21 protein-coding genes are annotated in these 20,867 nt (G+C 42.9%); 14 read left to right on the top strand and 7 right to left on the bottom strand.

The window, feature by feature from the left end; translation table 11 throughout:
* Positions 1-31: 31 nt before the first annotated feature.
* Positions 32-1,147 (bottom strand): citrate synthase, encoded by a 1,116-nt coding sequence (gene citZ, locus BBH88_RS09705; RefSeq protein WP_065536876.1) that lies wholly within the window; start codon positions 1,145-1,147, stop codon positions 32-34.
* 520 nt (positions 1,148-1,667) lie between these two features.
* Between citZ and BBH88_RS09700 the strand changes: the two genes are divergently transcribed.
* Positions 1,668-2,963 (top strand): L-lactate MFS transporter, encoded by a 1,296-nt coding sequence (locus BBH88_RS09700; protein WP_006831584.1) that lies wholly within the window; start codon positions 1,668-1,670, stop codon positions 2,961-2,963.
* Positions 2,964-3,639: 676 nt separating this feature from the next.
* Here BBH88_RS09700 and pgeF read toward each other — a convergent pair.
* The 3 genes from pgeF to BBH88_RS09685 all read right to left on the bottom strand — a co-directional run bounded on the left by pgeF (position 3,640) and on the right by BBH88_RS09685 (position 7,022).
* Positions 3,640-4,398 (bottom strand): peptidoglycan editing factor PgeF, encoded by a 759-nt coding sequence (gene pgeF / locus BBH88_RS09695; RefSeq protein WP_065536877.1) that lies wholly within the window; start codon positions 4,396-4,398, stop codon positions 3,640-3,642.
* Positions 4,399-4,529: 131 nt separating this feature from the next.
* A complete protein-coding gene (gene ald, locus BBH88_RS09690) occupies positions 4,530-5,660 on the bottom strand; it encodes an alanine dehydrogenase (RefSeq protein ID WP_006831586.1) in 1,131 nt (376 codons plus the stop codon).
* 120 nt (positions 5,661-5,780) lie between these two features.
* Positions 5,781-7,022: a PucR family transcriptional regulator gene (locus BBH88_RS09685; protein ID WP_006831587.1), complete on the bottom strand. Its 1,242-nt coding sequence runs from the start codon at positions 7,020-7,022 to the stop codon at positions 5,781-5,783.
* Between the two features lie 1,704 nt (positions 7,023-8,726).
* Here BBH88_RS09685 and BBH88_RS09680 point away from each other — a divergent pair.
* Both BBH88_RS09680 and BBH88_RS19805 read left to right on the top strand, forming a co-directional pair.
* Positions 8,727-9,326, top strand: a complete 600-nt coding sequence (locus BBH88_RS09680) for a TetR/AcrR family transcriptional regulator (RefSeq protein WP_006831588.1) — start codon at positions 8,727-8,729, stop codon at positions 9,324-9,326.
* Positions 9,327-9,486: 160 nt separating this feature from the next.
* The gene (locus tag BBH88_RS19805) at positions 9,487-9,615 is read left to right on the top strand and encodes a hypothetical protein (RefSeq protein ID WP_269147324.1); all 129 of its coding nucleotides are present in this window, start codon (positions 9,487-9,489) and stop codon (positions 9,613-9,615) included.
* A 56-nt stretch (positions 9,616-9,671) separates the two neighbouring features.
* On the opposite strand, the gene BBH88_RS09675 is transcribed toward BBH88_RS19805, so the two are convergent.
* Both BBH88_RS09675 and BBH88_RS09670 read right to left on the bottom strand, forming a co-directional pair.
* Entirely contained in the window at positions 9,672-9,869 is a 198-nt protein-coding gene (locus tag BBH88_RS09675) for a hypothetical protein (protein WP_006831589.1), read from the bottom strand.
* A gap of 252 nt (positions 9,870-10,121) precedes the next feature.
* On the bottom strand, positions 10,122-10,784 hold the full coding sequence (locus BBH88_RS09670) for a TetR/AcrR family transcriptional regulator (protein WP_006831590.1): 663 nt from the start codon (positions 10,782-10,784) through the stop codon (positions 10,122-10,124).
* A 463-nt stretch (positions 10,785-11,247) separates the two neighbouring features.
* Here BBH88_RS09670 and BBH88_RS09660 point away from each other — a divergent pair, with 463 nt between their 5' ends.
* From BBH88_RS09660 to BBH88_RS19200, 7 genes are all read left to right on the top strand, one after another.
* Positions 11,248-11,985, top strand: coding sequence for an SDR family oxidoreductase (locus BBH88_RS09660; protein WP_006831592.1), 738 nt, complete (start codon positions 11,248-11,250; stop codon positions 11,983-11,985).
* Between the two features lie 26 nt (positions 11,986-12,011).
* Positions 12,012-13,484 (top strand): aldehyde dehydrogenase family protein, encoded by a 1,473-nt coding sequence (locus tag BBH88_RS09655; protein ID WP_065536878.1) that lies wholly within the window; start codon positions 12,012-12,014, stop codon positions 13,482-13,484.
* A gap of 223 nt (positions 13,485-13,707) precedes the next feature.
* A complete protein-coding gene (locus BBH88_RS09650) occupies positions 13,708-14,307 on the top strand; it encodes a class I SAM-dependent methyltransferase (RefSeq protein ID WP_006831594.1) in 600 nt (199 codons plus the stop codon).
* A 47-nt stretch (positions 14,308-14,354) separates the two neighbouring features.
* On the top strand, positions 14,355-14,609 hold the full coding sequence (locus BBH88_RS09645; RefSeq protein WP_050977261.1) for an ATP-binding cassette domain-containing protein: 255 nt from the start codon (positions 14,355-14,357) through the stop codon (positions 14,607-14,609).
* A 48-nt stretch (positions 14,610-14,657) separates the two neighbouring features.
* Positions 14,658-14,918, top strand: coding sequence for a hypothetical protein (locus tag BBH88_RS19205; RefSeq protein ID WP_154669146.1), 261 nt, complete (start codon positions 14,658-14,660; stop codon positions 14,916-14,918).
* A 32-nt stretch (positions 14,919-14,950) separates the two neighbouring features.
* Positions 14,951-15,445 carry a hypothetical protein gene (locus BBH88_RS09640; protein WP_154669145.1) on the top strand — a complete coding sequence of 165 codons (495 nt, stop codon included), beginning with the start codon at positions 14,951-14,953 and terminating at the stop codon, positions 15,443-15,445.
* A 135-nt stretch (positions 15,446-15,580) separates the two neighbouring features.
* Positions 15,581-15,727 (top strand): hypothetical protein, encoded by a 147-nt coding sequence (locus BBH88_RS19200; protein ID WP_006831595.1) that lies wholly within the window; start codon positions 15,581-15,583, stop codon positions 15,725-15,727.
* A gap of 237 nt (positions 15,728-15,964) precedes the next feature.
* Here BBH88_RS19200 and BBH88_RS09635 read toward each other — a convergent pair whose 3' ends face one another.
* The gene (locus tag BBH88_RS09635; protein ID WP_006831596.1) at positions 15,965-16,825 is read right to left on the bottom strand and encodes an NmrA family NAD(P)-binding protein; all 861 of its coding nucleotides are present in this window, start codon (positions 16,823-16,825) and stop codon (positions 15,965-15,967) included.
* Between the two features lie 234 nt (positions 16,826-17,059).
* Here BBH88_RS09635 and BBH88_RS09630 point away from each other — a divergent pair, with 234 nt between their 5' ends.
* From BBH88_RS09630 to BBH88_RS09615, 4 genes are all read left to right on the top strand, one after another.
* Positions 17,060-17,626, top strand: coding sequence for an RNA polymerase sigma factor (locus tag BBH88_RS09630; RefSeq protein ID WP_006831597.1), 567 nt, complete (start codon positions 17,060-17,062; stop codon positions 17,624-17,626).
* Entirely contained in the window at positions 17,616-18,338 is a 723-nt protein-coding gene (locus tag BBH88_RS09625; protein ID WP_169314383.1) for an anti-sigma factor, read from the top strand. The genes BBH88_RS09630 and BBH88_RS09625 overlap by 11 nt, the downstream gene beginning before the upstream one ends.
* A 107-nt stretch (positions 18,339-18,445) precedes the next feature.
* Positions 18,446-19,807, top strand: a complete 1,362-nt coding sequence (locus BBH88_RS09620; protein ID WP_065536879.1) for a copper amine oxidase — start codon at positions 18,446-18,448, stop codon at positions 19,805-19,807.
* Between the two features lie 308 nt (positions 19,808-20,115).
* On the top strand, positions 20,116-20,592 hold the full coding sequence (locus tag BBH88_RS09615) for a gluzincin family metallopeptidase (protein ID WP_154669144.1): 477 nt from the start codon (positions 20,116-20,118) through the stop codon (positions 20,590-20,592).
* The last annotated feature ends 275 nt before the right edge of the window (positions 20,593-20,867 follow it).

Here is a 20,867-nt window from a genome sequence, read left to right as displayed (position 1 = left end):
TGAAAGATGTGACAGATATCCTAGTTGTCGTTTATCTATCTTCAACCGGCACATACGTTTGCATGCCAGGCCCGATGTATTCCGCGCGTGGGCGGATCAAGCGGTTGTCTGAGTATTGCTCTAAGATATGAGCCAACCAACCCGATGTGCGGGAAACCGCAAAAATCGGTGTGAACAAATCATGCTCGATGTTCAAGCTGTGGTAGACCGATGCCGAGTAGAAATCCACGTTCGGTGGCAGGTTTTTCTGGCCGGAAACGATGTCATCGATTTTTACGGACATCTCGTACCATTTCTCTTCGCCGCGGATCTTCGTCAATTTCTGGGACATGTCACGCAAATGCTTCGCGCGTGGGTCGCCTTTACGATAGACACGGTGTCCGAAGCCCATGATTTTTTCTTTGTTTTCCAGTTTGTCATTGATGACTTTTTCGACGTTATCGACCGAGCCGATTTCTGTCAACATCTTCATCACTTGTTCGTTTGCGCCGCCGTGAAGTGGACCTTTTAAGGCACCGATTGCAGCGGTTACACCTGAATAAACGTCAGACAGTGTCGCAACTGCCACACGTGCCGTGAACGTTGATGCGTTCAACTCGTGGTCGGCGTGAAGAACCAACGCTTTGTTAAACGCTTCTTCTTCAATAGCTTCTGGCAATTCACCAGACAACATGTACAGGAAGTTTGCGGCAAAGCTTAAGTCCGTTTTGGGTGCAACGGGTTCTTGTCCGTTGCGGATGCGACCGAAAGCGGTCACCAATGTCGAGATTTTCGCTTGGATTTTGATGGCTTTGCGGTAGTTTGCTTCCGGTTCCATGACTTCGGCTTCTTCGTCGAATAAGCCGAGCATCGAAACCGCTGTACGAAGCGCGGCCATCGGGTGGACATGCTTGATGTCGTACGTTTTGAAATGGTCCAGCACGGCTTGAGGAACCGCCATGTTGTCCGCTAATTGCTGCTTGAGTTCCGCCAATTCGTCTGCTTTTGGCAAACGCTGGTGCCACAACAAGTAAATCACTTCTTCAAAGCTTGCGTTGACGGCCAAGTCGTCAATATCGTAGCCGACGTATGTAAGTGTGTCATCAATGATCGAGCTGATGGCGGATTGTGTTGCTACTACACCTTCTAAACCTTTTGACGATGTCATTTAAATCGCTCCTTTTAACGTATTTAGCTTCCGTTTCGGCTGAATCACTAGGCGATAAAGTTATACGTAAGCAGGCAGTAAAGCGTTTACATTTTAATTCTTCAGAAATCGTCGAATTCGGGCCAACCCGAAAGTTTGGTTTAATTGTGACTATTTGGTGCTATTTAGTTACTTTAACGTACTTCCATGAACTCTCTTCTTAAAATGACTGCAATTGTATTTATTTTGACTAAAGCAGCAGAATCGATGTCTGAACGAGAGGTTTTAATTTTTTTTGAAAAACATTAGCTGAAGAGAAAAAAGAAAACAAAAAAAGAAAGAATTATTTTGGGGATATTTATAATAATATTTTTTTCGTGGAGCTTTTCCTTACTGCCAGCTGGTTTTCTAGGCTGAATAATAAGCTGTTACTATTTTTATTTTTAAAAAGTATTTGTTTTATTTTGAATAAGGATGTATTGTCTGAAGAATCGCTTCTGAAACAATGAGGTGAATTTTTTACGTAAAAGGAGGATATTTGATGGGAAAAACAAAAAACAGATGGCTGATCGCGCTGTCAGCGATTGCTATCCAATTATCAATCGGGGCGGCTTATGCCTATAGTGTCTATACGACGCCAATCAGCAGCGAAATGGGCTGGGCACCTAAAGAAATCACTTATGCTTTCACAATTATGATGGCACTTGGTGGGATCTCGGCTGCATTCTTCGGCGGATTTGTCGAAAAGAATGGACCCCGAAAATCAGCAATTGTAGCAGCATTCTTATTCGGTTTCGGACAAGCCGGTGCAGGGTTTGCCATCCAAATTGATTCGCTGGTATTATTTCTTCTTACATACGGTTTCTTAAGTGGTCTTGGACTGGGAGTAGGCTATATTGCACCGATTTCGACTCTGGTCAAATGGTTCCCGGACCGCAGAGGACTGGCTACCGGAATGGCGGTCATGGGCTTTGGAGCTGGTGCATTGATTACCGCGCCGGTTGCAGCTAATTTGATCGGTTCATATGGTGTCAGCACGACATTCTATATTCTCGGAATCAGCTATTTTATCTTGATTTTGCTTGGTGCCTCATACATTGCACCGCCGCCGAAAGAATGGATGCCGCAGGGGCTGCAGCAGGCAATCGACTCAGGGAAAAAAGTGATGAAAAAAGATTTGGCGCAGTTGACTGCTAAAGAAGCAGTGAAAACTCGCCGCTTCTGGATGGTTTGGTCAATGATGCTGATCAATGTCAGTGCTGGTATCATGATCATCTCTGTTGCGTCACCGATGTCACAGGAAATGATTGGACTGTCTGCAGCCGGTGCTGCCACTTTAGTCGGCATCATGGGCATTTTCAACGGTGGAGGCAGACTCGGATGGGCTGCAATTTCCGATTACATCGGACGCCCAACCGTCTTCACAATTTTCTTTGTGCTGCAGATAGTGGCATTCACAATGCTTCCGAACGTCGCCAATATATTGGTGTTTCAGGCTTTAATATTGGTCATTGTCAGCTGCTACGGCGGTGGATTCTCCAATCTTCCGGCATTTATCGGCGATCTTTTTGGAACCAAGCAATTGGGCGCAATCCATGGCTACTTATTGACGACCTGGTCAATGGGTGGCATCATTGGACCAGCAATCGTTTCGCAAATTCGCGAGCGGACAGACAGCTATGTGCCAGTATTCTACGTCTTCATTGTTTTGGTTTCCATTGCTTTCCTGATTTCGCTGTTGATCCGCTGGGACATCAAGCGAATTGAAGGGCATCAGGATTCACAGAAGACAGCATCTGCTTCAAAAGGACTCAATCTTCAAGAAGGCAATAACTGATTTAACTAGATAAGTTGAATGAAAAAAGTATCCTATTTAAAATCGCTTCGGTCGCTTTGAGCTTGGCGCCCGCGGCAAGAGGAGCTGTTTTGCGGAATATCGATTATGAATATTCACTAGTTCAATTTATATAGGTCTATTATCTCTATCGGTAAGAGTTTGAAAGGTTATAAAGTAGTATTTCTTGAAACCTTGAATTTCTTACAAGCTCATAAACTAAACAAAAAAGTCGATTCCAAAAACCATCAAGGTTTGAGGAATCGACTTTTTTTAGTGAGAATAGCGAATATTCATAAGCCATATTCAAGCTTGGTAGAATTGATGAGACAGGTGTATATACCACGAAAAGTGAATTTTATCGATTTTTTCTACATCGCTAACTCAACTTGCTTTATTGTATAAGTTGAATTTGAGAATCCTCTTTTTTCCTCCGTTTTGAGTAACGTATAAACAATTGCTACTGCGCAAACTCATCGCCAAGGAGGACCCGGGATTTCTCGCTCTCTCTGTGGCTTTCGCCAAGATCCGAGAGACTACTCATCTTATTGCTTTACCTAACCCTTGGATTCACCAGAGCTAACTTGGCTCATTGGAAATAAGAAACTCAAAAGCCTGATGCTATCTTTCGGGGGATAAGCAGATAAGAATCATCAGTTCAACATACAAGAATCGATCCTCATTTTTTCATTGCGAATATCAAATGTCTGCCACTTTTTCTGTCCTGACGGTAAGAGAAGCCATCCGGGCTTAAAAACGTACAAGTCGGATCAATATGAATCTGTCCGGAAGGGACGCCTACCAGTTCGCATTGTCTTTTGACTGTGGCTTGATTGTCGATATGGTATTTCTTGGTCATGTTATTGAAATACATAAACTCACTGGCATAGCCAAGAGAATCTAACTTCGAATAAACGTCTTGATCCACTTCGAATTGCTGTTGGCTGATGGCTGCGCCAATCTGTATGTCCAAATCAACCGGATCGCATTGTTCGAGGTCGATTAGCTGCTGAAGCAGTTTAGACATGATTTCTTTGATCGTGCCTTGCCATCCGGAATGGACAACCCCAATCAGACCCGTTTTTCTGTCATGAATGATGACCGGTACACAATCAGCCGCAAAACTGCATAACACAACTCTGGAATCATAGGTATACAGTGCATCCGTATCGGAAAAGGCATCCTCCGTGTCATATGCTCCGCGTCCTTTATCTTTTGCCGATACTCTCCGGAAGTTGGCGCTATGCGTTTGCTGTGCACAGATAAAACTAGACACTGGAGCACTGATGAAGTCGGCCAATTTTTTACGGTTCGCCAAAACTGATTGTGGATTTTCACAGGCATGTAGCGCCATATTATTGCTTTCAGGTTCAGCAAGATCTTTCAGAGTCATGCCTGAGACATATTGTCCATCGTTTACATAGAGTTTTGCTTTCATTTTTATCACCTTTTCTACATATAAAACAACTTATAACAGATGTACAGGATAGAGAGAGAGTGAATCTGATTGTATATAAAAGCCCCGCCACTGCATAATGCACTGACGGGGTATTTATTATGGATTGGTTCTTACACCAATGATGTCGGTTTAGCTAGAGCTTCATCAACGGATACAAAATCAAAGCCAAGATCTTTAGCTACCGCTTCATAAGTGACGCTGCCGTTTGCCGTGTTGACGCCAAGCTTCAATGCCGCATTTTCAGCAACCGCTTGTTGAACTCCTTTGTTGGCCATTTGCAGTGCATAGCCGACAGTAACATTCGTCAATGCGATGGTCGATGTGCGTGGCACAGCTCCAGGCATGTTGGCAACTGCATAATGGACAACTTCATGTTTTACATAAGTTGGATCATCATGCGTACTGATGCGATCTGCCGTTTCAAAAATTCCGCCTTGGTCGATAGCAATATCTACAATAACAGACCCTGGATTCATGGCTTGCACCATTTCTTCCGTCACCAATTTAGGTGCTTTTGATCCTGGGATTAACACAGCGCCGATGACCAAATCAGACTCTTTAACTGCTTGTGCGATATTGAATGGGTTGGAAATCAATGTCGTTACATCAGTTCCAAAGATATCATCCAATTGGCGGAGACGTTCCGGGCTCAAATCGATGATCGTTACTTGTGCGCCAAGGCCAATTGCCATTTTCGCCGCATTTGTTCCTGCGACGCCACCGCCGATGATCGTCACTTTGCCGCGTTGTACACCTGGTACACCGGACAGGAGGATGCCTTTGCCGCCATAAATTTTTTCGAGGAATTGAGCACCGACTTGAGCAGCCATTCTTCCAGCCACTTCACTCATTGGTGTCAACAGTGGAAGTGTACGATTAACCGATACCGTTTCATAAGCAACCGCAGTCACTTTGCTATCCACTAATGCATGCGTCAAGGCAGGTTCAGCTGCAAGATGCAGGTAAGTAAACAATAATAGATCTTCACGGAAGTATTGATATTCAGTAACAACAGGTTCTTTTACTTTCATGACCATTTCAGCAGTCCAAGCTTCCTGTGCTGTTCCGACCATTTTTGCACCAGTTGCAGTGTAATCTTCATCTGTAAAGCTGCTGCCAAGACCAGCTCCTGCTTCGATGATGACTTGATGTCCAGCTCTTACAAAAGCATCGACACCAGCAGGAGTAATCGCCACGCGGTTTTCGTTGTTCTTGATTTCTTTTGGAATTCCAATAATCATTTTTCTTCCCCCTATAAAACGAATGGTGTATATATCCATAAGTATAGCGTGAAGTCTGTCGTTCTTCATTGTATAAAAAAAAGAAAAAAAGCGGTTTCTTTTGTGAAATTTCACAAAGACCTATTTCCCATCTATTTTTCTTGCTTTTAAATCAAGATAAATCCCGATTTTTTCATGCGTATTGTTTAGACGGATACCGCCGATTTCAGATATTCGCTTGATTCGGTAATGGAGTGTATTGGTATGAACAAATAGCTTTTTAGCTGCATCGTTCATATTGCTGTCTTGTTGGATAAAGACTTCAAGAGTCTTTAGCAAGTTGGATTTATGGAGACTGTCGTATTCTTCAAGCTTGGCGATAGCTGGATGCTCGTAATGTTTGACCCGCTGTTCTTTTGGGATAAGATCCAAATACCTAAATGCGCCAAGCTTGCGGAAATGATGGATGTTTTTCAACTCCTCAGGAAAACGCTCTTTCATCTCCAATACTTTTATCGCTTCTTGATAGCTCGATTGCGCCTTGTCAAAATTATTATAACTAGCCCCGGCACTTCCTTTGATCTCGTGGATAGAAAAGCGATTGGCCATTTCAGAGATGAAAAACGAAATAAAATCGTCGAAAGCTTTGTCATCGAGTTGTGAGGAGTGGGGAGAAGCGATTAAGATCAATTCTTCATCCATGACTACCAGAAAATGATTGGTGATTTTTTGGCTGGTTGTAATTAAATAAGAAATCTGTTCCTCTATTTTCCGCGATATATCCTGTTCAAAACGGAAAGCAAGTACAGAAAAACTGTCTGGCATCTTTAGGTTTAGATCATAGAATTTGTCATGAATTTCTTGCAAGGTCTTATGTTGGCCATTCAGCAACTGCCATAGGAAATCCTGGTAGTTCTCCTCTTTTCGCTTACGGTTCTGATGAAGCTTATCCATTAAAGGCATAGCTGCAACGGCTGCATCCTTTAGTAAATCCAATTGGGTATCATTTAGTTTCGTGTGTCCTTCGACTACCCAAATATAGCCCAGGATTTCATTGTTTTTTCGAATGGAGATCGCCACACGGTCGCGAAGTCCGATGTCTTCAATGTGGGGGATGCGTAAAGCGGAATCCGATTGCATCAATTTCGGGATAACGCCCACTTTCCATAGGCGATTGATAACTTTTTCAGGAACGCGCTGTGAGATGATGGTGCCAATTCGAGCGGAATCAGTGTCATCTTCATGGGAGCTGTAGGCATGTAAACGGTGATTGGTATCTTCAATCGTTGCTGGGCACAGCAAATTTTCTTGAATGCCGTCGACCAGTTCCTTCAGGTCAAAAAATGTTTTTTTAAATGGGTTCTTCTGGTGCATTTCGTGCATGGAGCAACTCCTTTTGCGGTGCTTTCTTACAAAGCCGCATTCATTAATACCTATAGTCTAGTATAACGAAAAAAGACGGTTTACTCTAGGGCAGTCAAGGAGACTATGAATTATTTGGTGACACACGGAAGGTGCAGGGAGCCGCTTTTTATTTTTTTTGGCAAGGTTTAAGGTTAAGAAAAGTTTTGGATTTTCTAATGTTGTTCGACCAATAATCTGTCCGTCCTTTGTAAAATCAGAAAATGAGCAAAAGTTGCAATTCCGATAAGGGAATGACTTCTTGTTAAAGGGAATAGAATTTATATTTCTGAAGATAAGTGGCAGTCGATTGTAGCTAACTGAAGGCCATATTCGATATCGACTGTAATTTCTAGCGAACAGGAATAGAGTCGGAAATAGTGGATGGACAACTACGATTCGGAAACTTTGATGAAGCAGATCTGAAAATATCTATTAATCGATAAGTACTAGTATTCCTTTGTTTTTTGAGACTGTCAATCTCGATCAGGTTATTTGAAATTCCCCGAAAAGACTCTCCTTCTTCAATCGCGTTTAGGGCAAAGTCCGAAGGTAAGGGAGGAAGTAGCGGCTAGTTCAAAAAAGTCGATCGATTTGCAAAAGAAATGTAAGCTGCGGGTTATCTGAGGAAACACAAGAAATATTGAGAAGCTTTATAAAAAAAACAGCTAATAATTTCTTACAGTGATTGACGAGTAGGAAGCCTTTTACGCTTTGTGACGGGATTCATTTTTGTTGAAGAGTTGATGTGAAAAAAAGCAGAATTTTATATTTTTGAATGAGTTTTGTCTGTGAAAAGAACCTGCTGTTTTACTTGTGAATGTCTTGAGCTCTGACATGACTGGTATCAGCCTTTTTTTTTGAATAAAAACTGAAGAGGGGAGGGGACTTTTATGAAGAAATAACCGAAAATAGATATCTCAGGTTCAGTCTTTAAGAGATTTCTGAATTCTGTCTTAGGGCTGTTCTTTTATTCGATGCTCTTGTTTGTGGTTGTTCAACATGGTGGGTTGCCAGACCAAGTGCCGCGACATTATAACGGAGCAGAGGAAGTTGATCGATGAGGAGAAAAAAAGAACTTTTCCTTTTTTCGATAATCGGAGCTGGGTTACGGATCGTCAAGACAGTACTTGAAAAGTATCCGCACACTTACACCTACCTAAACCTAACGAAGGAAAATGCAAAGGTTCACTATAAAAAACGGACGGTTGGTTATGCATATAGTGAAAAATGAGATGGTGGTTTTGTTCAGCTTTATTACTGTCCAAAACATCAGGGTGGCTTCTGGAGCTGCGGAAGTACCTATATAAGTTGAACTAGTGAATATTCATAATCGATATTTCACAAATTGCCGCTGGCGAGAGCCATACAATGCGACCGAAGCCATTTTCAATAGGATACTTCTTTCGTTCAACTTATATAGTGTTTTTTTATGCCCATTTTATTGCTCGCTGTGTTCGGTACGATAGTGTTTTTCGTAGCCGCATGCTCTGTAATTAGGTAGCTCGCATCCAGCGTGGGCTGTGCAGACAGTTACAAACAGATAAGGATGGTTATCCACAAAGACTGAAAGTTGTTAAATTTATGACAATACAATCGTATTGCCAAAATGGTGGGCCTATAATATGTATGGTACAGTCGTGTTAAATAAATTGAAAATTATTATTATTCTGATAGTATTGAGCTATGCCAAAACTAATTGATCCTATCGAACGAAAACAGTCGATTGCACAAGCCACTTGGAACATCATACTGCAACAAGGTATCGAAGGCGTTTCTGCAAGAAATATTGCAAAGGAGGCCAGTTTGTCTTTAGGTGCATTGCGTTATTATTTTTCATCACAGGAAGAACTAATGCTTTACGCAGAAGCGCTGGTTTTTGAACGGCTGACAGACAAAACGAACGAGATCTTCCAAGAAGACCAACCCCCATTGGAGAAAATTATTGGCGTGCTACTGGCCTTTTTGCCTGTCAATGATGAATCAGCAACGGAAGCCGAGGTGAGGCTGATTTTCAAGCTGCATAGACGCCAGAGCAGAATGACTTATTCCGAAGTACAGGATGTGGCCTTGCAGGCAGTCAAGAATATCATTTCGAATTTAATTTTGTTGAATCTGCTAAAAAAAGGACTGGATGTTTCGCTTGAAACAGACAGGTTGATTCATTTGCTAGACGGCATGGTTTTGGACGCGATGGTTAGGCCGGAGCGGTATAACAAGGAACAGCAGCGGATAATGATTGTCCGTCACTTGAATGCCATCTGTAAAGAAGACGTAGATTGTTGAAATAACGCGGTGAGAGAGTTCAGAATTTGCTACTCAGCTTCCACAAGTCAGTCCAGCGGAAGCAAGGTATAATTTTTTTGAGAATTTCTCATTTGGTAATAGTTTGTTCATATTTAATCTGTATACTAAGATTATCTAAAATCTTTGGAGGTTGAAGGAAATGAGCGGAATCTTATTTTGTGCAAGCCCAAAAGTGAAAAAAGCCAGTGACATCGTAAAAAAATTGAATTTGCAGGGAATCAATGCGGAGTTATGCAAAAAAGTGGCGAACTTACAAGAAAACTATTAAAAAACCTCGCAGGCCAGATAGGCCTGCGAGGTTTTTTTGCTTTATTTCAAAGCTGTTTAATAGCTCAACGCTTTTTCATACATCCATCTCTTTAAATTGCCAATCGATTGAAAAGAGATGGCTTCTCCTGTTTCCTTATGCTCCGCTCTGATGATGACGTCGAATTCATTAGGAGTAAATAACCAGCCGTCTTCTCCTAATGCACGCGCCATCTTCACGATCATACTTGAGCCTTTAATTGAGTCTAAGTTCATTTTAACCATCTCCTTTTTAAGTAGTTGCTAATCAGTATAGTCTATTTATCAGAATTTTTAAACTATATTTTCGAGAATAGAAAAATATCCTTAACTTGTTTTAATCCATTCCCAGTGCTCAGAGAATCCAAACTACTTTGCCTGGTTCAAATGCAGAGGAAAAAGGCTTTGTCACAATTCTGTGACAAAGCCTTTTTTAGGTGACCAAACCGAAATAGGAGAGCAGTCCAGTCTGGTTGAATATGCCATTCATTATTTTTTCTTCAACTGGCTGACGATGACTTCTACCACATTTTTGATGTAAGGATCTTGTCCGCGTTTCATGGAGGCAGGAGTAAATGTGCGATGCTTCATAATCTCATAATAACCGTACATACCATCTTCCAAAGACAGGCCCACATCTGTTAAAAACGAAGAGTTCAAGATTTTCCGTAAAGCAGCCTCGTCCTGGGCAACGATCAGTGCAGGGTGAAGTGGATTGAAGTCACCGTCAATGATACCGTTTTCATAAAATGTATGAAGAATGGCTATTCGTTCATTGGCCAATTTTAACTTCCGATCGTAGAACGCAGGGTAGACAGACCTTAATTCACTCAAATAAATTTCCGACGCATAGACAGCTGAAAAAGCAGACTGTTCAAAAACGGTCGGCAATCGTTGAACATAAGAAAAGCGAGAGTTGTTAATGAATTGATTGGTTTTTTTCAAGTAATCGATATAAATTTCCGTAACTTCCAGGATGATGTCTTCTTTTGATGCGAAAAAATTATATAAGGAAGCTCTGCTGATACCCATTAAACAAGCCAAATCTTGAATCGTCAATGTGATGAATCCTTCTGTACTGACAGTCTCCATAATTTTTTCGGCATAGGAGCGGCGCATAATCTGGCGTTCCTTCAGTGAAATTTTCCGCATGAAAACACCCCCGTCTTTGTGAAAATTATAACACAAGAGAGTTAGTTAAAGATTCTTAATTGAAGGTTTACCGAAAGAAGTTACTTTCTTCAGGCGTGTGCAGAGCAACAGCTATTTCATTGTTCGAAAGGGTATTTTCCTATGAGTGGAATCTTTTCATACGTCTGTAATCGAAATTGGAACGCCGCTCCCAACCTCAAGAAAATGAAGAACAGATGTTGGCTTTGTCGTAACGCAACAATGCATAGAACAATGAGAGAGCTCAATCAATTTTCTTTTGCTACTGAAGGCGGCGACAAGTTGAAAATGCTCTATTTTAAGAAGAGGCTAGAGCTTATGTAGTGGACAGTTCACTGGAGTTTGTTTAAATGATGAGGCATGGTGGGTAAAGAGGTAAGACGCATATAATAATAGACTGTTTTTCAAAAAAACATCTAAAATGTGGAAACGGAGATGAATCGATATGACAAAAGGCAAAACTGCAATCATCACGGGAGCCAGTAGCGGGATAGGTCAGGCGACAGCAAAAGAATTGGCGGCAAAAGGCTATCACGTTCTTCTCGCTGCACGACGTGAAGATCGTTTAGTGGAATTAAAAAAAGAAATTGAAGCAGCAGGAGGAACGGCGGATTATAAAGTAACAGATGTGACATCTGCGGACCAAATGAAAGCACTAGCAGAAGCAGGGCTTGAGAAAAACGGGACAATTGATGTGCTGGTAAATAATGCCGGACTAATGCCACTTTCTTTCATGAACAAACTGAAAGTCGACGAATGGGACAAAATGATCGACGTCAATATTAAAGGCGTCCTTTATGGGATTGCCGCCGTTTTGCCGATTATGGAAAAGCAGAAATCTGGACATATTTTAAATATTTCTTCAGTGGCAGGCCACACCATCTTTAAAGGAAGTGCGGTTTACAGCGGCACCAAATTTGCTGTTCGAGCCATTTCAGATGGGCTGCGTCAGGAAATTGATCCGTCAGATGAAATCCGCGTGACGATCGTTTCACCAGGTGCGGTCGAAACAGAATTGACCAACACGATCACAGATGAAGATATAATGACTGCCTTTAAAGAAGGCAAACCGATGGAAATGCTTAAAGCACAGGACATCGCAAATGCCATTTCCTATGCAGTAGAACAACCGGCACATGTCGACGTCAATGAAATTCTGATCAGACCTAGACAACAGCCGTAAATCGAAAAAGAATGGAGAAGATCAAAATGAAAACCGACTATTCAAAGATTTATATAAATGGTGAATGGATTTCAGGTTCGAGTGATAGCCAGATGAAAAATACTAATCCGTTTACAGGTGAAGAGTTGGTAACGACTCAGGTTGCCGATAAGAGTGATTTAGATGCTGCCTATAAAGCCGCTGCTGAAGCGCAAGTTGAATGGGCAAAAGAATTGCCTCAGAACAAGCGGGCAGTCATTGAAAAAGCGTTGGAAGTCATGCAGGAAAACAAAGAGTTGATTATCGACTGGCTTGTCAAAGAAGCAGGAAGTACCGTCACTAAAGCAACAGTCGAGTTCGGAGCATCGATGAACATCTTGAAAGAAGCGGCAACATTCCCTTACCGCATGGAAGGCAAGATTCTTCCTTCACAGCAAGCAGGCAAGGAAAACCGGGTCTACCGCAATGCATTGGGTGTCATCGGTATCATTAGCCCTTGGAATTTCCCGTTCCACTTGGCAATTCGTTCCATTGCACCAGCACTCGCAACAGGCAACGCTGTAGTCATTAAACCAGCAACAGACACACCGGTAACTGGCGGATTACTGTTCGCCAGCATTTTCGAAGCAGCTGGATTGCCTAAAGGTTTATTAAATGTAGTCGTCGGACGCGGCTCTGAAATTGGCGATGATATCGTCACGCATCCTACACCTCGTTTGATTTCCTTTACCGGCTCAACACCTGTGGGTAAGCATATCGGAGAACTAGCTGGTGGCGCTTTGAAAAAAACGGCATTAGAACTGGGCGGTAATAATAATTTCATCGTGCTAGAAGACGCCAATGTTGATCAAGCTGTAGATTCTGCATTATTTGGTAAATTTTATCATCAAGGACAAATTTGTATGTCGATCAATCGCATTTTTGTTCATCAGGATATTTACGATAAATTCGCTGAGCAGTTCATCGCTCGTGCAGGCAAATTAAAATTTGGTAATCCAGCTGAAAAAGATACGCAAGTCGGTCCGTTGATCAACCGTGATCAAGTGGACCGGATCCTCAAAGAAATCGACGCTAGCGTCGAACAAGGTGCAAAAGTTCGCCTTGGCGGCAAGGCTGACGGCAATTTAATGGAACCTACCGTGTTGACAGGAGTTACCAACAACATGCCGCTTGCTGAAAATGAAATCTTCGGTCCTGTAGCGATTTTAATTCCGTTCGCTAGTGATGAAGAAGTAGTGGAAATGGCGAATGCTTATCCATACGGACTGAGCGGAGCCGTCCATTCGGCAAATATTGAGCATGGCACGAATATTGCACATCAAATCCATACGGGCATGATTCATGTCAATGATCAGCCGGTTAATGACGAAGCGCATATGCCGTTTGGTGGAGAGAAAGATTCAGGTCTTGGCCGCTTTAATGGAGAATGGGTACTAGAAGAATTTACTACTTTAAAATGGCTCTCGGTTCAGCAGCAACGCCGTGAATACGGACCATTTGTCAATAATACAAAAAAGTAAAAGAACGCTGCGACGGCAGCCTCAGCATTGAGGTTGCCGTCATTTTTGTGTATAAAAAAGGGGTCGTTCAATGACATTAGTCCAGCTGTTTTGTTTTTATGGAAGTTAGATCCGTAGGGGATAAAAGCTTGCCAGAGCATTTCGATCCACAACAAGGGAAATGGGAAAGAAGAGTCGAATTCTACACCAAACAGATATAATAGAGAACAGGAGTTGAGCTATAATGGCTGGATTGTTTCCACATATATACGACACCGCAATGAAACCGCTGGAAAAAATGCGTTTCGAAAAGATTCGTGCGGGCCTTGTCCGTAAAGCACAAGGAAAGGTTTTGGAAATCGGTTTTGGAACAGGCGCCAACTTTCGCTACTACCAAAACGTCGAACGGGTCGATGCCATTGAACCGAATCCGGCAATGGGCCACCAGGCAGTCAAACGCATTAAAAAATTAAGAATCCCTATGTATCTTTATCAAGCAAAAGCAGAACAGCTACCGTTTGTCGACAATAGCTTTGACAGTGTGGTCGCGACTTTGGTTTTTTGCACGATTCCGGATCCGGAGCTGGCACTTCAGGAAATCCGTAGGGTCAGCAAGCCAGGCGCAAAGTTTTTATTGTTTGAACATGTCAAAATGGATCAAAAAATGATGGGGAAAACCCAAGAGGCATTGACACCTATCTGGAAAAAGCTCTGTGACGGATGTCATTTGAACCGTGATACCCTTGGACTAGTGAAACAATCAGGCTGGGACATACAGAAAGTGACTTCCCATTATGATGGGCTTTTTTTGACAATTGAATGCCAAAACCCTCGTGTTTTTTAGCTGCTCACCATACAATAGATAGCTATTGGAGAAAGAAAACGCTGCATGTGACTGGCTTTATTCGCATTGGAGGAGCTTTTGAAAATAACTTAAAAAATGTTGCTGTCGCGATTCCGAAACAGCAATTCGTGATGATTACGGGTTCTTCAGGATCAGGGAAATCGACGTTGGTATTGGATATCATTCAACAGGAAAACCAGCGTCAGTACATGGAATTGAACGGCTTGACCACTCACTTCATCAATAAACCCAAAATGAAATCAATTAGGGGACTGTCTTCATCCATCGGCACCGGCCGGTAACAGACCAGCAGCCGCAATCCCCGGTCTGCTGTTGGGACAGTGACAGATATGTATACCTATTTACGGGTTATTTATAAAAAAATGGGTGTGCGGCGGTGTCCAAATTGTCACCAAGTGATCAGAAAGCCGCGAGAACTGGATGAGAGAAGTGAAACGATCCCTTGTTCAGCTTATGGTTTTGAAGTGAACAACTCAAAGAAAGATCATTTTTCATTTAATACGATTGAAGGGGCTTGCAGAGCCTGCTCCGAACTCGAAAAAAGGCTGGAGATCCGGATAGATGGGGTGGTGGATGTTGAAGAAATTTAAATGATGGAGCAGTGGCCATCTGGAATGTCGCAATGAACGATTATTATAGCAATTCCGTCGTCGCATCGGCCAAATACTATGGCTTTTTTGTCGATAAAAGTCTGGCAGTGAAAGACTGGAAAGCTGTACAAAAGGATTTGCTGTTTTATGGAGTGGAAAGCGAAAGATTTATAATACATTCTTCCAAAACCCAGCCTCCTAAAACTGTTGCCAAAGGAAAATTTGAAGGTGTTTTGACGGGTATGCGGAGACGGTATCAAGAAAAATGCGGAAACTCAGGAGAAGCGGATTTCTTCTTCCAAGAGACCTGCCCAGAATGCCGAGGGACCAAACTGAAAGAAGAAAGTCGCCAAGTCAAAGTCGCCGAAAAATCAAATTCTGACGTTTCCTATATTCCGCTGGATGTATTGAGGGAAAATCAAAGAACTTTGAAGCGTACGACAAGTCAGTATCTTTATCCCTCGTTTATGAACTGGCTGAAAAAATCAAACGGATCATCCGTGTCTGTATTGGCTACTTGTCTATAGAGCGGCAATCCGGGCGGTGAAGCACAGCGCCTTCGTCTGGTAACCATACTGGGTTCCAGTTTGACGGGAGTCTTGTATATATTAGATGAACCAACTGCCGGATTGGATCCGTAAGATACTAAGGGGTTGGTCGATGTGTTGAAGCAATTGCATGACTTGGGAAATTCAGTCCTCGTCATTGAAGACGTAGACGTCATGAAACAAGCAGACTGGATTATCGACCTCGGTCTAGGCGCCGGAATAAATGGCGGGCAAATTGTCGGTAAAGTCACGTTGGACTAACTGATTGACCAGAAAGATTCGGTAACAGGTGCTTATCAGAAGGAACAAGAACAGCCTGTTAAAAATGCGCCGGACTGGCAATGGAAACCAGATAACTATTCACGACGCCTATAAGAATAGGTTGAAAAACATCAGTGTTTCACTTCTATTAGATTGCTGGATTTTAATCGATTTAATTTAGGGAATATAGTTGGAAAAACCGAAAAGCCAAATTAGCTTTTCGATTTTTTGATTCGATTAAAACAAGTTCCGATATTCGCGTTCCATATAAACGGACAAATCTTCCGCTTTTTCTCCTGTAATACGCTCAAAATCTTCGGTAACTTCTCCCATCATGCCTTTAGAAGCCGCTTCATACAACGAGACAAGTACCGGTCCAAAGCCCTTGGGTTCGTCATAGAGCTCTGAGAACTGTTCCTTGCTAAGAGGATCATAGACGATTGGTGAACCGCTGATTCGGCTCATCAGTTCTGCAAGCTCATTCATTGACCATGCTTTGGGTCCGGTCAGCGTATACTCTTTGCCGTGTAACTGTTCTCTAACGGCAATTTGTACTATGGCTTTTGCCAAGTCCTTTCTGGAAATAAAGGAAATCCGTTGATCCGCTACCGGATAAAGAACTTTTCCTTGCCTGGCTAATTCCGGCAGATAAGGCGGCAAAGGGTCGGAATACATGCCGTTTCGAATATAGGTGTATGGAACACTTCCAGACGCTAGTCTGCGCTGGACATAGCCAAAAAAAGGGCTCATCTTAAAAGGGTTATTCCCGTGGTCTGCCATAAATCCTATAAAAATAAATTGTTTGATACGTGTTTTTTCTGCAGCCATTACGGCATTTTCGAATTCCATGATTCGCGCGATGCTTGGAAACGTTAGACTTGGAATGTAGATGAGAACATCCGTGCCGCTGAAAGCTGCGGCTAGTGCTTCTTCAGATCGATAATTTGCTTGTTTTAAACCGATGCCTTTCTGGAAATGAGCAGCTTTATCCAGGTTACGCACGGTCAACACCAGGTTTTCAGGAGCGACATAATCTAAAAACTGTTCCACGATTTTGACGCCAAGATTTCCAGTAGCAGCGGTAATATTATAAATCATACGGACTCCTCCAGTCACTCTATCCCTTTCCACAATTATAATCCCATTTTTACGTAAAAGTGAACTATTTGGCAGGTTTACACGTATTGTATGTAAGAGGAATGAAAGAAATAGCTGCACTACATTTCTCGAAATATTTTTCATATCAGTACATTCTATTAAAAGAAAAGATTTTCCTGTAGCGGGAAGTATAGTAAGCTAGAAAGATGAAATACGTAATAAAGGAGACAGGGGATGGAAAAAAGTACCGATACAAGCTTATACTTGCGTGTCAGTAAACAGGATAAAGCTGCGCTGGAACAATTATACGACCGCTATGAAAAAATCCTTTTTTCATTTCTATATAAGATGCTGGAGGATCGTGGTCTGGCAGAGGAAGCGCTGCAAGAAGTATTTATCAAAATTTGGCGCGGCAAAGGGGTGTACGACGAAAGTAAAGGAAAATTTACTTCCTGGCTTTTCAGAATGGCTCAAAACACGGCTATTGACTTGATACGGAAACGTAAAAAACCTAGCGTGCCGATCGAAGAGGCTGCTCAAATGGTCAGCAATGACAAACCTGTGGACCAGCAAATGGAGTGGTCGGAAAAGCAGGAGCAGATCCAAACGGCTGTTCAGCATCTTTCAGCTGAACAACAAAAAATGATCAACTTGTTTTATTTTAAAGGCCATACGCATGAAGCAATCGCTGAGATGTGCGACATTCCACTTGGAACTGTCAAGAGCCGAATCCGGCTGGCTTTAAAGAAATTAAAAACATCGCTGCACGGGATGCAGGAAAGGGGGGCTTATGATGACTAATATGGATTGTGACCGTTTAGTAGATTATCTGAATGGAACGCTGTCGGCAGATGAAATCCAGCAATTTGAACAACATTTGAAAACATGCACAGAATGTCAGGAAATGATAGAAGTGACTGGCGAGCTCCCTTATCTTGCAGATCCAGTGGAACCGCCAGCAGATATGAAAGTACGGATCCTGTCCAATGTCTTTGAAGAAATACCGGAACAGAACAATCCGCCCGCAGCATTAAAACCAACAATGTCACCGATACCGTTGCACAAAAAGAAAAGTAAGGCGAATATCTGGAAACCGCTTATTGCGGCTGTGCTCCTGGTGTCGCTCTTGGGCAATGGCTACGCTTTCCAGCAATTGTCAGATCAAGACGATGCACTGGAAACGGCCATTAAATCATTCGAACTGCAGCCGAACGAAACATTTTCAGGAACTGCTACTGCAGCGCTGATAGAAGAGGAAGGTTTGTTGAATCTGGTCGTACAAGCTGATCAATTGGCCGAACTAGATGCCAGCCAAGTTTATCAGGTATGGCTGATCAAGGACGGCCAACCGATACCAGCAGGCGCATTTTCGCCCAATCCGAACGGTGAAGGGGCAAGCTATTATCAGCTGGAAGAAAATACAGAGGAATGGGATACGATCGCCATTACGCTGGAGCCCGAGACAGGGAATGAAACGCCTGAAGGAGAAATTGTATTGAGTTCTGAGATTTAACTGGCCGCTGTTGCGGTCAGTTTTTTTTTTTTTTAAAAAATTATTGTGATCTAAATGAGAGCGCTCTCCGTTATGTCTATAGAATCTAAAAAAAAGGAGAGATTGAAATGAAATTAAACAAAGTTCTTTTAGCCTTACCACTCAGCCTATCTCTACTCGTACCAACGGCGGCACTGGCAGACAGCCACGGCCACTCAACGCCAACAAGCGAATCTGCTATGGAAGCAAGCACGATGACACCTGCTGCAGAACTGCGCATCGCACTCGATACGACCTTAACCGAACATGCCTTCTTGGCAGTCGAAGCGATGAGAAAAGGCGTCGATGGCGCGGAAGATTTTGACCAAGCGTCGGGTGCATTATTGGCCAACGCCGATGACCTGTCAGCTGCCGTCGGTTCCGTTTACGGCGACGAAGGCGCTGCACAGTTTGACGAAATATGGAAATCACACATTGGGTATTTCGTGGATTATGTCACAGCGACCGCTGAAGACAACCAAGAAGGCAAAGACCAAGCTCTAGCCGAATTGGAAGAATACAAAGTGGAACAGTCGAAGTTCTTTGATACGGCCACGGACGGACTATTGCCAGCCGCAGCGGTTCAAGAAGGTTTGGACGTGCACGTGGATCAATTAATTATGGCGTTTGATGCCTATGTTGCGGGTGATTTTGAACAAGCGTACTCGCTTGAACGGGAATCGATTCAACACATGAGCATGTTTGCAGAAAGCTTGTCGATTGCCATCACGACACAGTTCCCAGAGAAGTTCGAAAATACCAATCCCGATACACCTGCCATTGATTTGCGTGCGACACTGAACACGACGTTCACGGAGCATGCAGGACTTGCCGCAATGGCGATGCAAGACGGTGCCGATGGCGCTGAAAGTTTTGACCAAGCATCCGCCGCGTTGCTGGCCAATGCCGATGACTTGTCGGCCGCTGTTGGTTCGGTCTACGGCGAAGAAGCCGGTGCCCAATTTGAAGAAACCTGGAAGTCGCACATTGGCTACTTTGTCGATTACGTAGTGGCGACCGGTGAAGAAAATGCAGAAGGGCAAGAACAAGCACGTGCGGAACTGGATCAGTACATCCTAGACCAGGCGGCCTTCTTGGATTCAGCGACAGAAGGACGCGTTCCGGCTGATGCCTTAGAAGAAGGCTTAACGGCACATGTGGAACAGCTACTGACGGCATTTGACTCATATGTTGCAGGCGATTACGAAACCGCGTATAGTTCGATTCGTGAAGCGTATGCCCACATGCAAATGCCGGCAGCGGGCTTATCCGCCGCGATCGTAGACCAATTCCCAGAAGAATTTGGCGCAACGGAAATGCCATCTGAAATGCCGAAAACAGGCATGGGTGGAACAGCAGACACCGGATCATTCCCATTCATGTGGGTATTGGCTGGTTTGATGCTTGCAGCGCTTACGACTGTTGTTGCGGTTCGTACACGTAAACAGTAATTAAAGTGAGTTTACGAAACAACGATAAATGAAATTAAAAAGGATTGCCTTTAAAAGTCATGAAACAGGACTTTAGGGCAGTCCTTTTTTTGCATCAATATTGAAGAATGTCTGTCATCCAGCACAAGCGTTAAAGTTCGTTGGAAAATAAGCTGATTACTGTTAAAAGACTATTTATTGAATTAATAAACCGCTTGATAATGTCTGTTTTTCTTTCCCTACCAAACTTATCGGAGTTTTAAATGAAAGGTCCAGTTAAATAATTTTTCTTACTTGCTGTACACTCATATCTGATATAGTTCCTCATATTGAATCGAGGGTTTATTATCGGGCCGATGATTTTTGGGATGTTCCATTTGGTTCCGACAGATGGAAATTGGAAGATGATCTTGGTGCATGAAAATTCCCGTTATCAAAGTCATATTTTCTCCAATCAGCACAGCTTGTTGATCACACGAATGCCTTCCTGGTTTGAAGAAGGCATTGCCGATTACTTTACCAGTGAATCCAGTGGGTGGTATAACTTGGGAGACATTAGACTAATCGATTTCCATGACCTCGACAGCCAGCAGGACTTTGACACTTCTGCTACAGATGTATATGATTCTTATGCGCAAAGCTTTTTGACTGTAGAATCTCTGGTGGAGGCACATGGACAGGACATAATCCCGGACTTATTGATGTCCAGATCAACAAACATATACTGTAAAAAAACGGAATATTCGATTTGCATAGGAATTGAGGAATACAAGGCAACTTTCCTTGAACAAATGATTGTGCAATAAGATCAGCTGCATGACTGGTTTAACCAAGCTTATGAGCAGTTGGATAAGAAAAACTATGCAGCAGCCAAAAAACAAAAGTGGCTATAAAAAAGCAGGAGACATTTACGATGGAGACGCCGCCGAATGGATACTGGTGGATGCTCAATTGGCTTAAGGGAAATTCGGATAAGCGGAAGATTTGCTGAACAAGAAAATTGCGGAAGGCACGGAAGAATTTCTCATTGAAGATTTATTGCTTCTTGCTGAAGTTTACCTGTTCATCGATCCTAAGGTTT

Origin of the sequence: Planococcus antarcticus DSM 14505 (assembly GCF_001687565.2) — a bacterium.
Classification (GTDB): domain Bacteria; phylum Bacillota; class Bacilli; order Bacillales_A; family Planococcaceae; genus Planococcus; species Planococcus antarcticus.
This window is presented reverse-complemented; position numbering and strand designations above follow the sequence as displayed.

Excerpts from the sequence above, each read along its gene's own strand:
- citZ (WP_065536876.1), bottom strand. The coding sequence starts at position 1,147 with ATGACATCGTCAAAAGGTTTAGAAGGTGTAGTAGCAACACAATCCGCC.
- BBH88_RS09700 (WP_006831584.1), top strand. The coding sequence starts at position 1,668 with ATGGGAAAAACAAAAAACAGATGGCTGATCGCGCTGTCAGCGATTGCT.
- pgeF (WP_065536877.1), bottom strand. The coding sequence starts at position 4,398 with ATGAAAGCAAAACTCTATGTAAACGATGGACAATATGTCTCAGGCATG.
- ald (WP_006831586.1), bottom strand. The coding sequence starts at position 5,660 with ATGATTATTGGAATTCCAAAAGAAATCAAGAACAACGAAAACCGCGTG.
- BBH88_RS09685 (WP_006831587.1), bottom strand. The coding sequence starts at position 7,022 with ATGCACGAAATGCACCAGAAGAACCCATTTAAAAAAACATTTTTTGAC.
- BBH88_RS09680 (WP_006831588.1), top strand. The coding sequence starts at position 8,727 with ATGCCAAAACTAATTGATCCTATCGAACGAAAACAGTCGATTGCACAA.
- BBH88_RS19805 (WP_269147324.1), top strand. The coding sequence starts at position 9,487 with ATGAGCGGAATCTTATTTTGTGCAAGCCCAAAAGTGAAAAAAGCCAGT.
- BBH88_RS09675 (WP_006831589.1), bottom strand. The coding sequence starts at position 9,869 with ATGAACTTAGACTCAATTAAAGGCTCAAGTATGATCGTGAAGATGGCG.
- BBH88_RS09670 (WP_006831590.1), bottom strand. The coding sequence starts at position 10,784 with ATGCGGAAAATTTCACTGAAGGAACGCCAGATTATGCGCCGCTCCTAT.
- BBH88_RS09660 (WP_006831592.1), top strand. The coding sequence starts at position 11,248 with ATGACAAAAGGCAAAACTGCAATCATCACGGGAGCCAGTAGCGGGATA.
- BBH88_RS09655 (WP_065536878.1), top strand. The coding sequence starts at position 12,012 with ATGAAAACCGACTATTCAAAGATTTATATAAATGGTGAATGGATTTCA.
- BBH88_RS09650 (WP_006831594.1), top strand. The coding sequence starts at position 13,708 with ATGGCTGGATTGTTTCCACATATATACGACACCGCAATGAAACCGCTG.
- BBH88_RS19205 (WP_154669146.1), top strand. The coding sequence starts at position 14,658 with ATGTATACCTATTTACGGGTTATTTATAAAAAAATGGGTGTGCGGCGG.
- BBH88_RS09640 (WP_154669145.1), top strand. The coding sequence starts at position 14,951 with ATGAACGATTATTATAGCAATTCCGTCGTCGCATCGGCCAAATACTAT.
- BBH88_RS09635 (WP_006831596.1), bottom strand. The coding sequence starts at position 16,825 with ATGATTTATAATATTACCGCTGCTACTGGAAATCTTGGCGTCAAAATC.
- BBH88_RS09630 (WP_006831597.1), top strand. The coding sequence starts at position 17,060 with ATGGAAAAAAGTACCGATACAAGCTTATACTTGCGTGTCAGTAAACAG.
- BBH88_RS09625 (WP_169314383.1), top strand. The coding sequence starts at position 17,616 with ATGATGACTAATATGGATTGTGACCGTTTAGTAGATTATCTGAATGGA.
- BBH88_RS09620 (WP_065536879.1), top strand. The coding sequence starts at position 18,446 with ATGAAATTAAACAAAGTTCTTTTAGCCTTACCACTCAGCCTATCTCTA.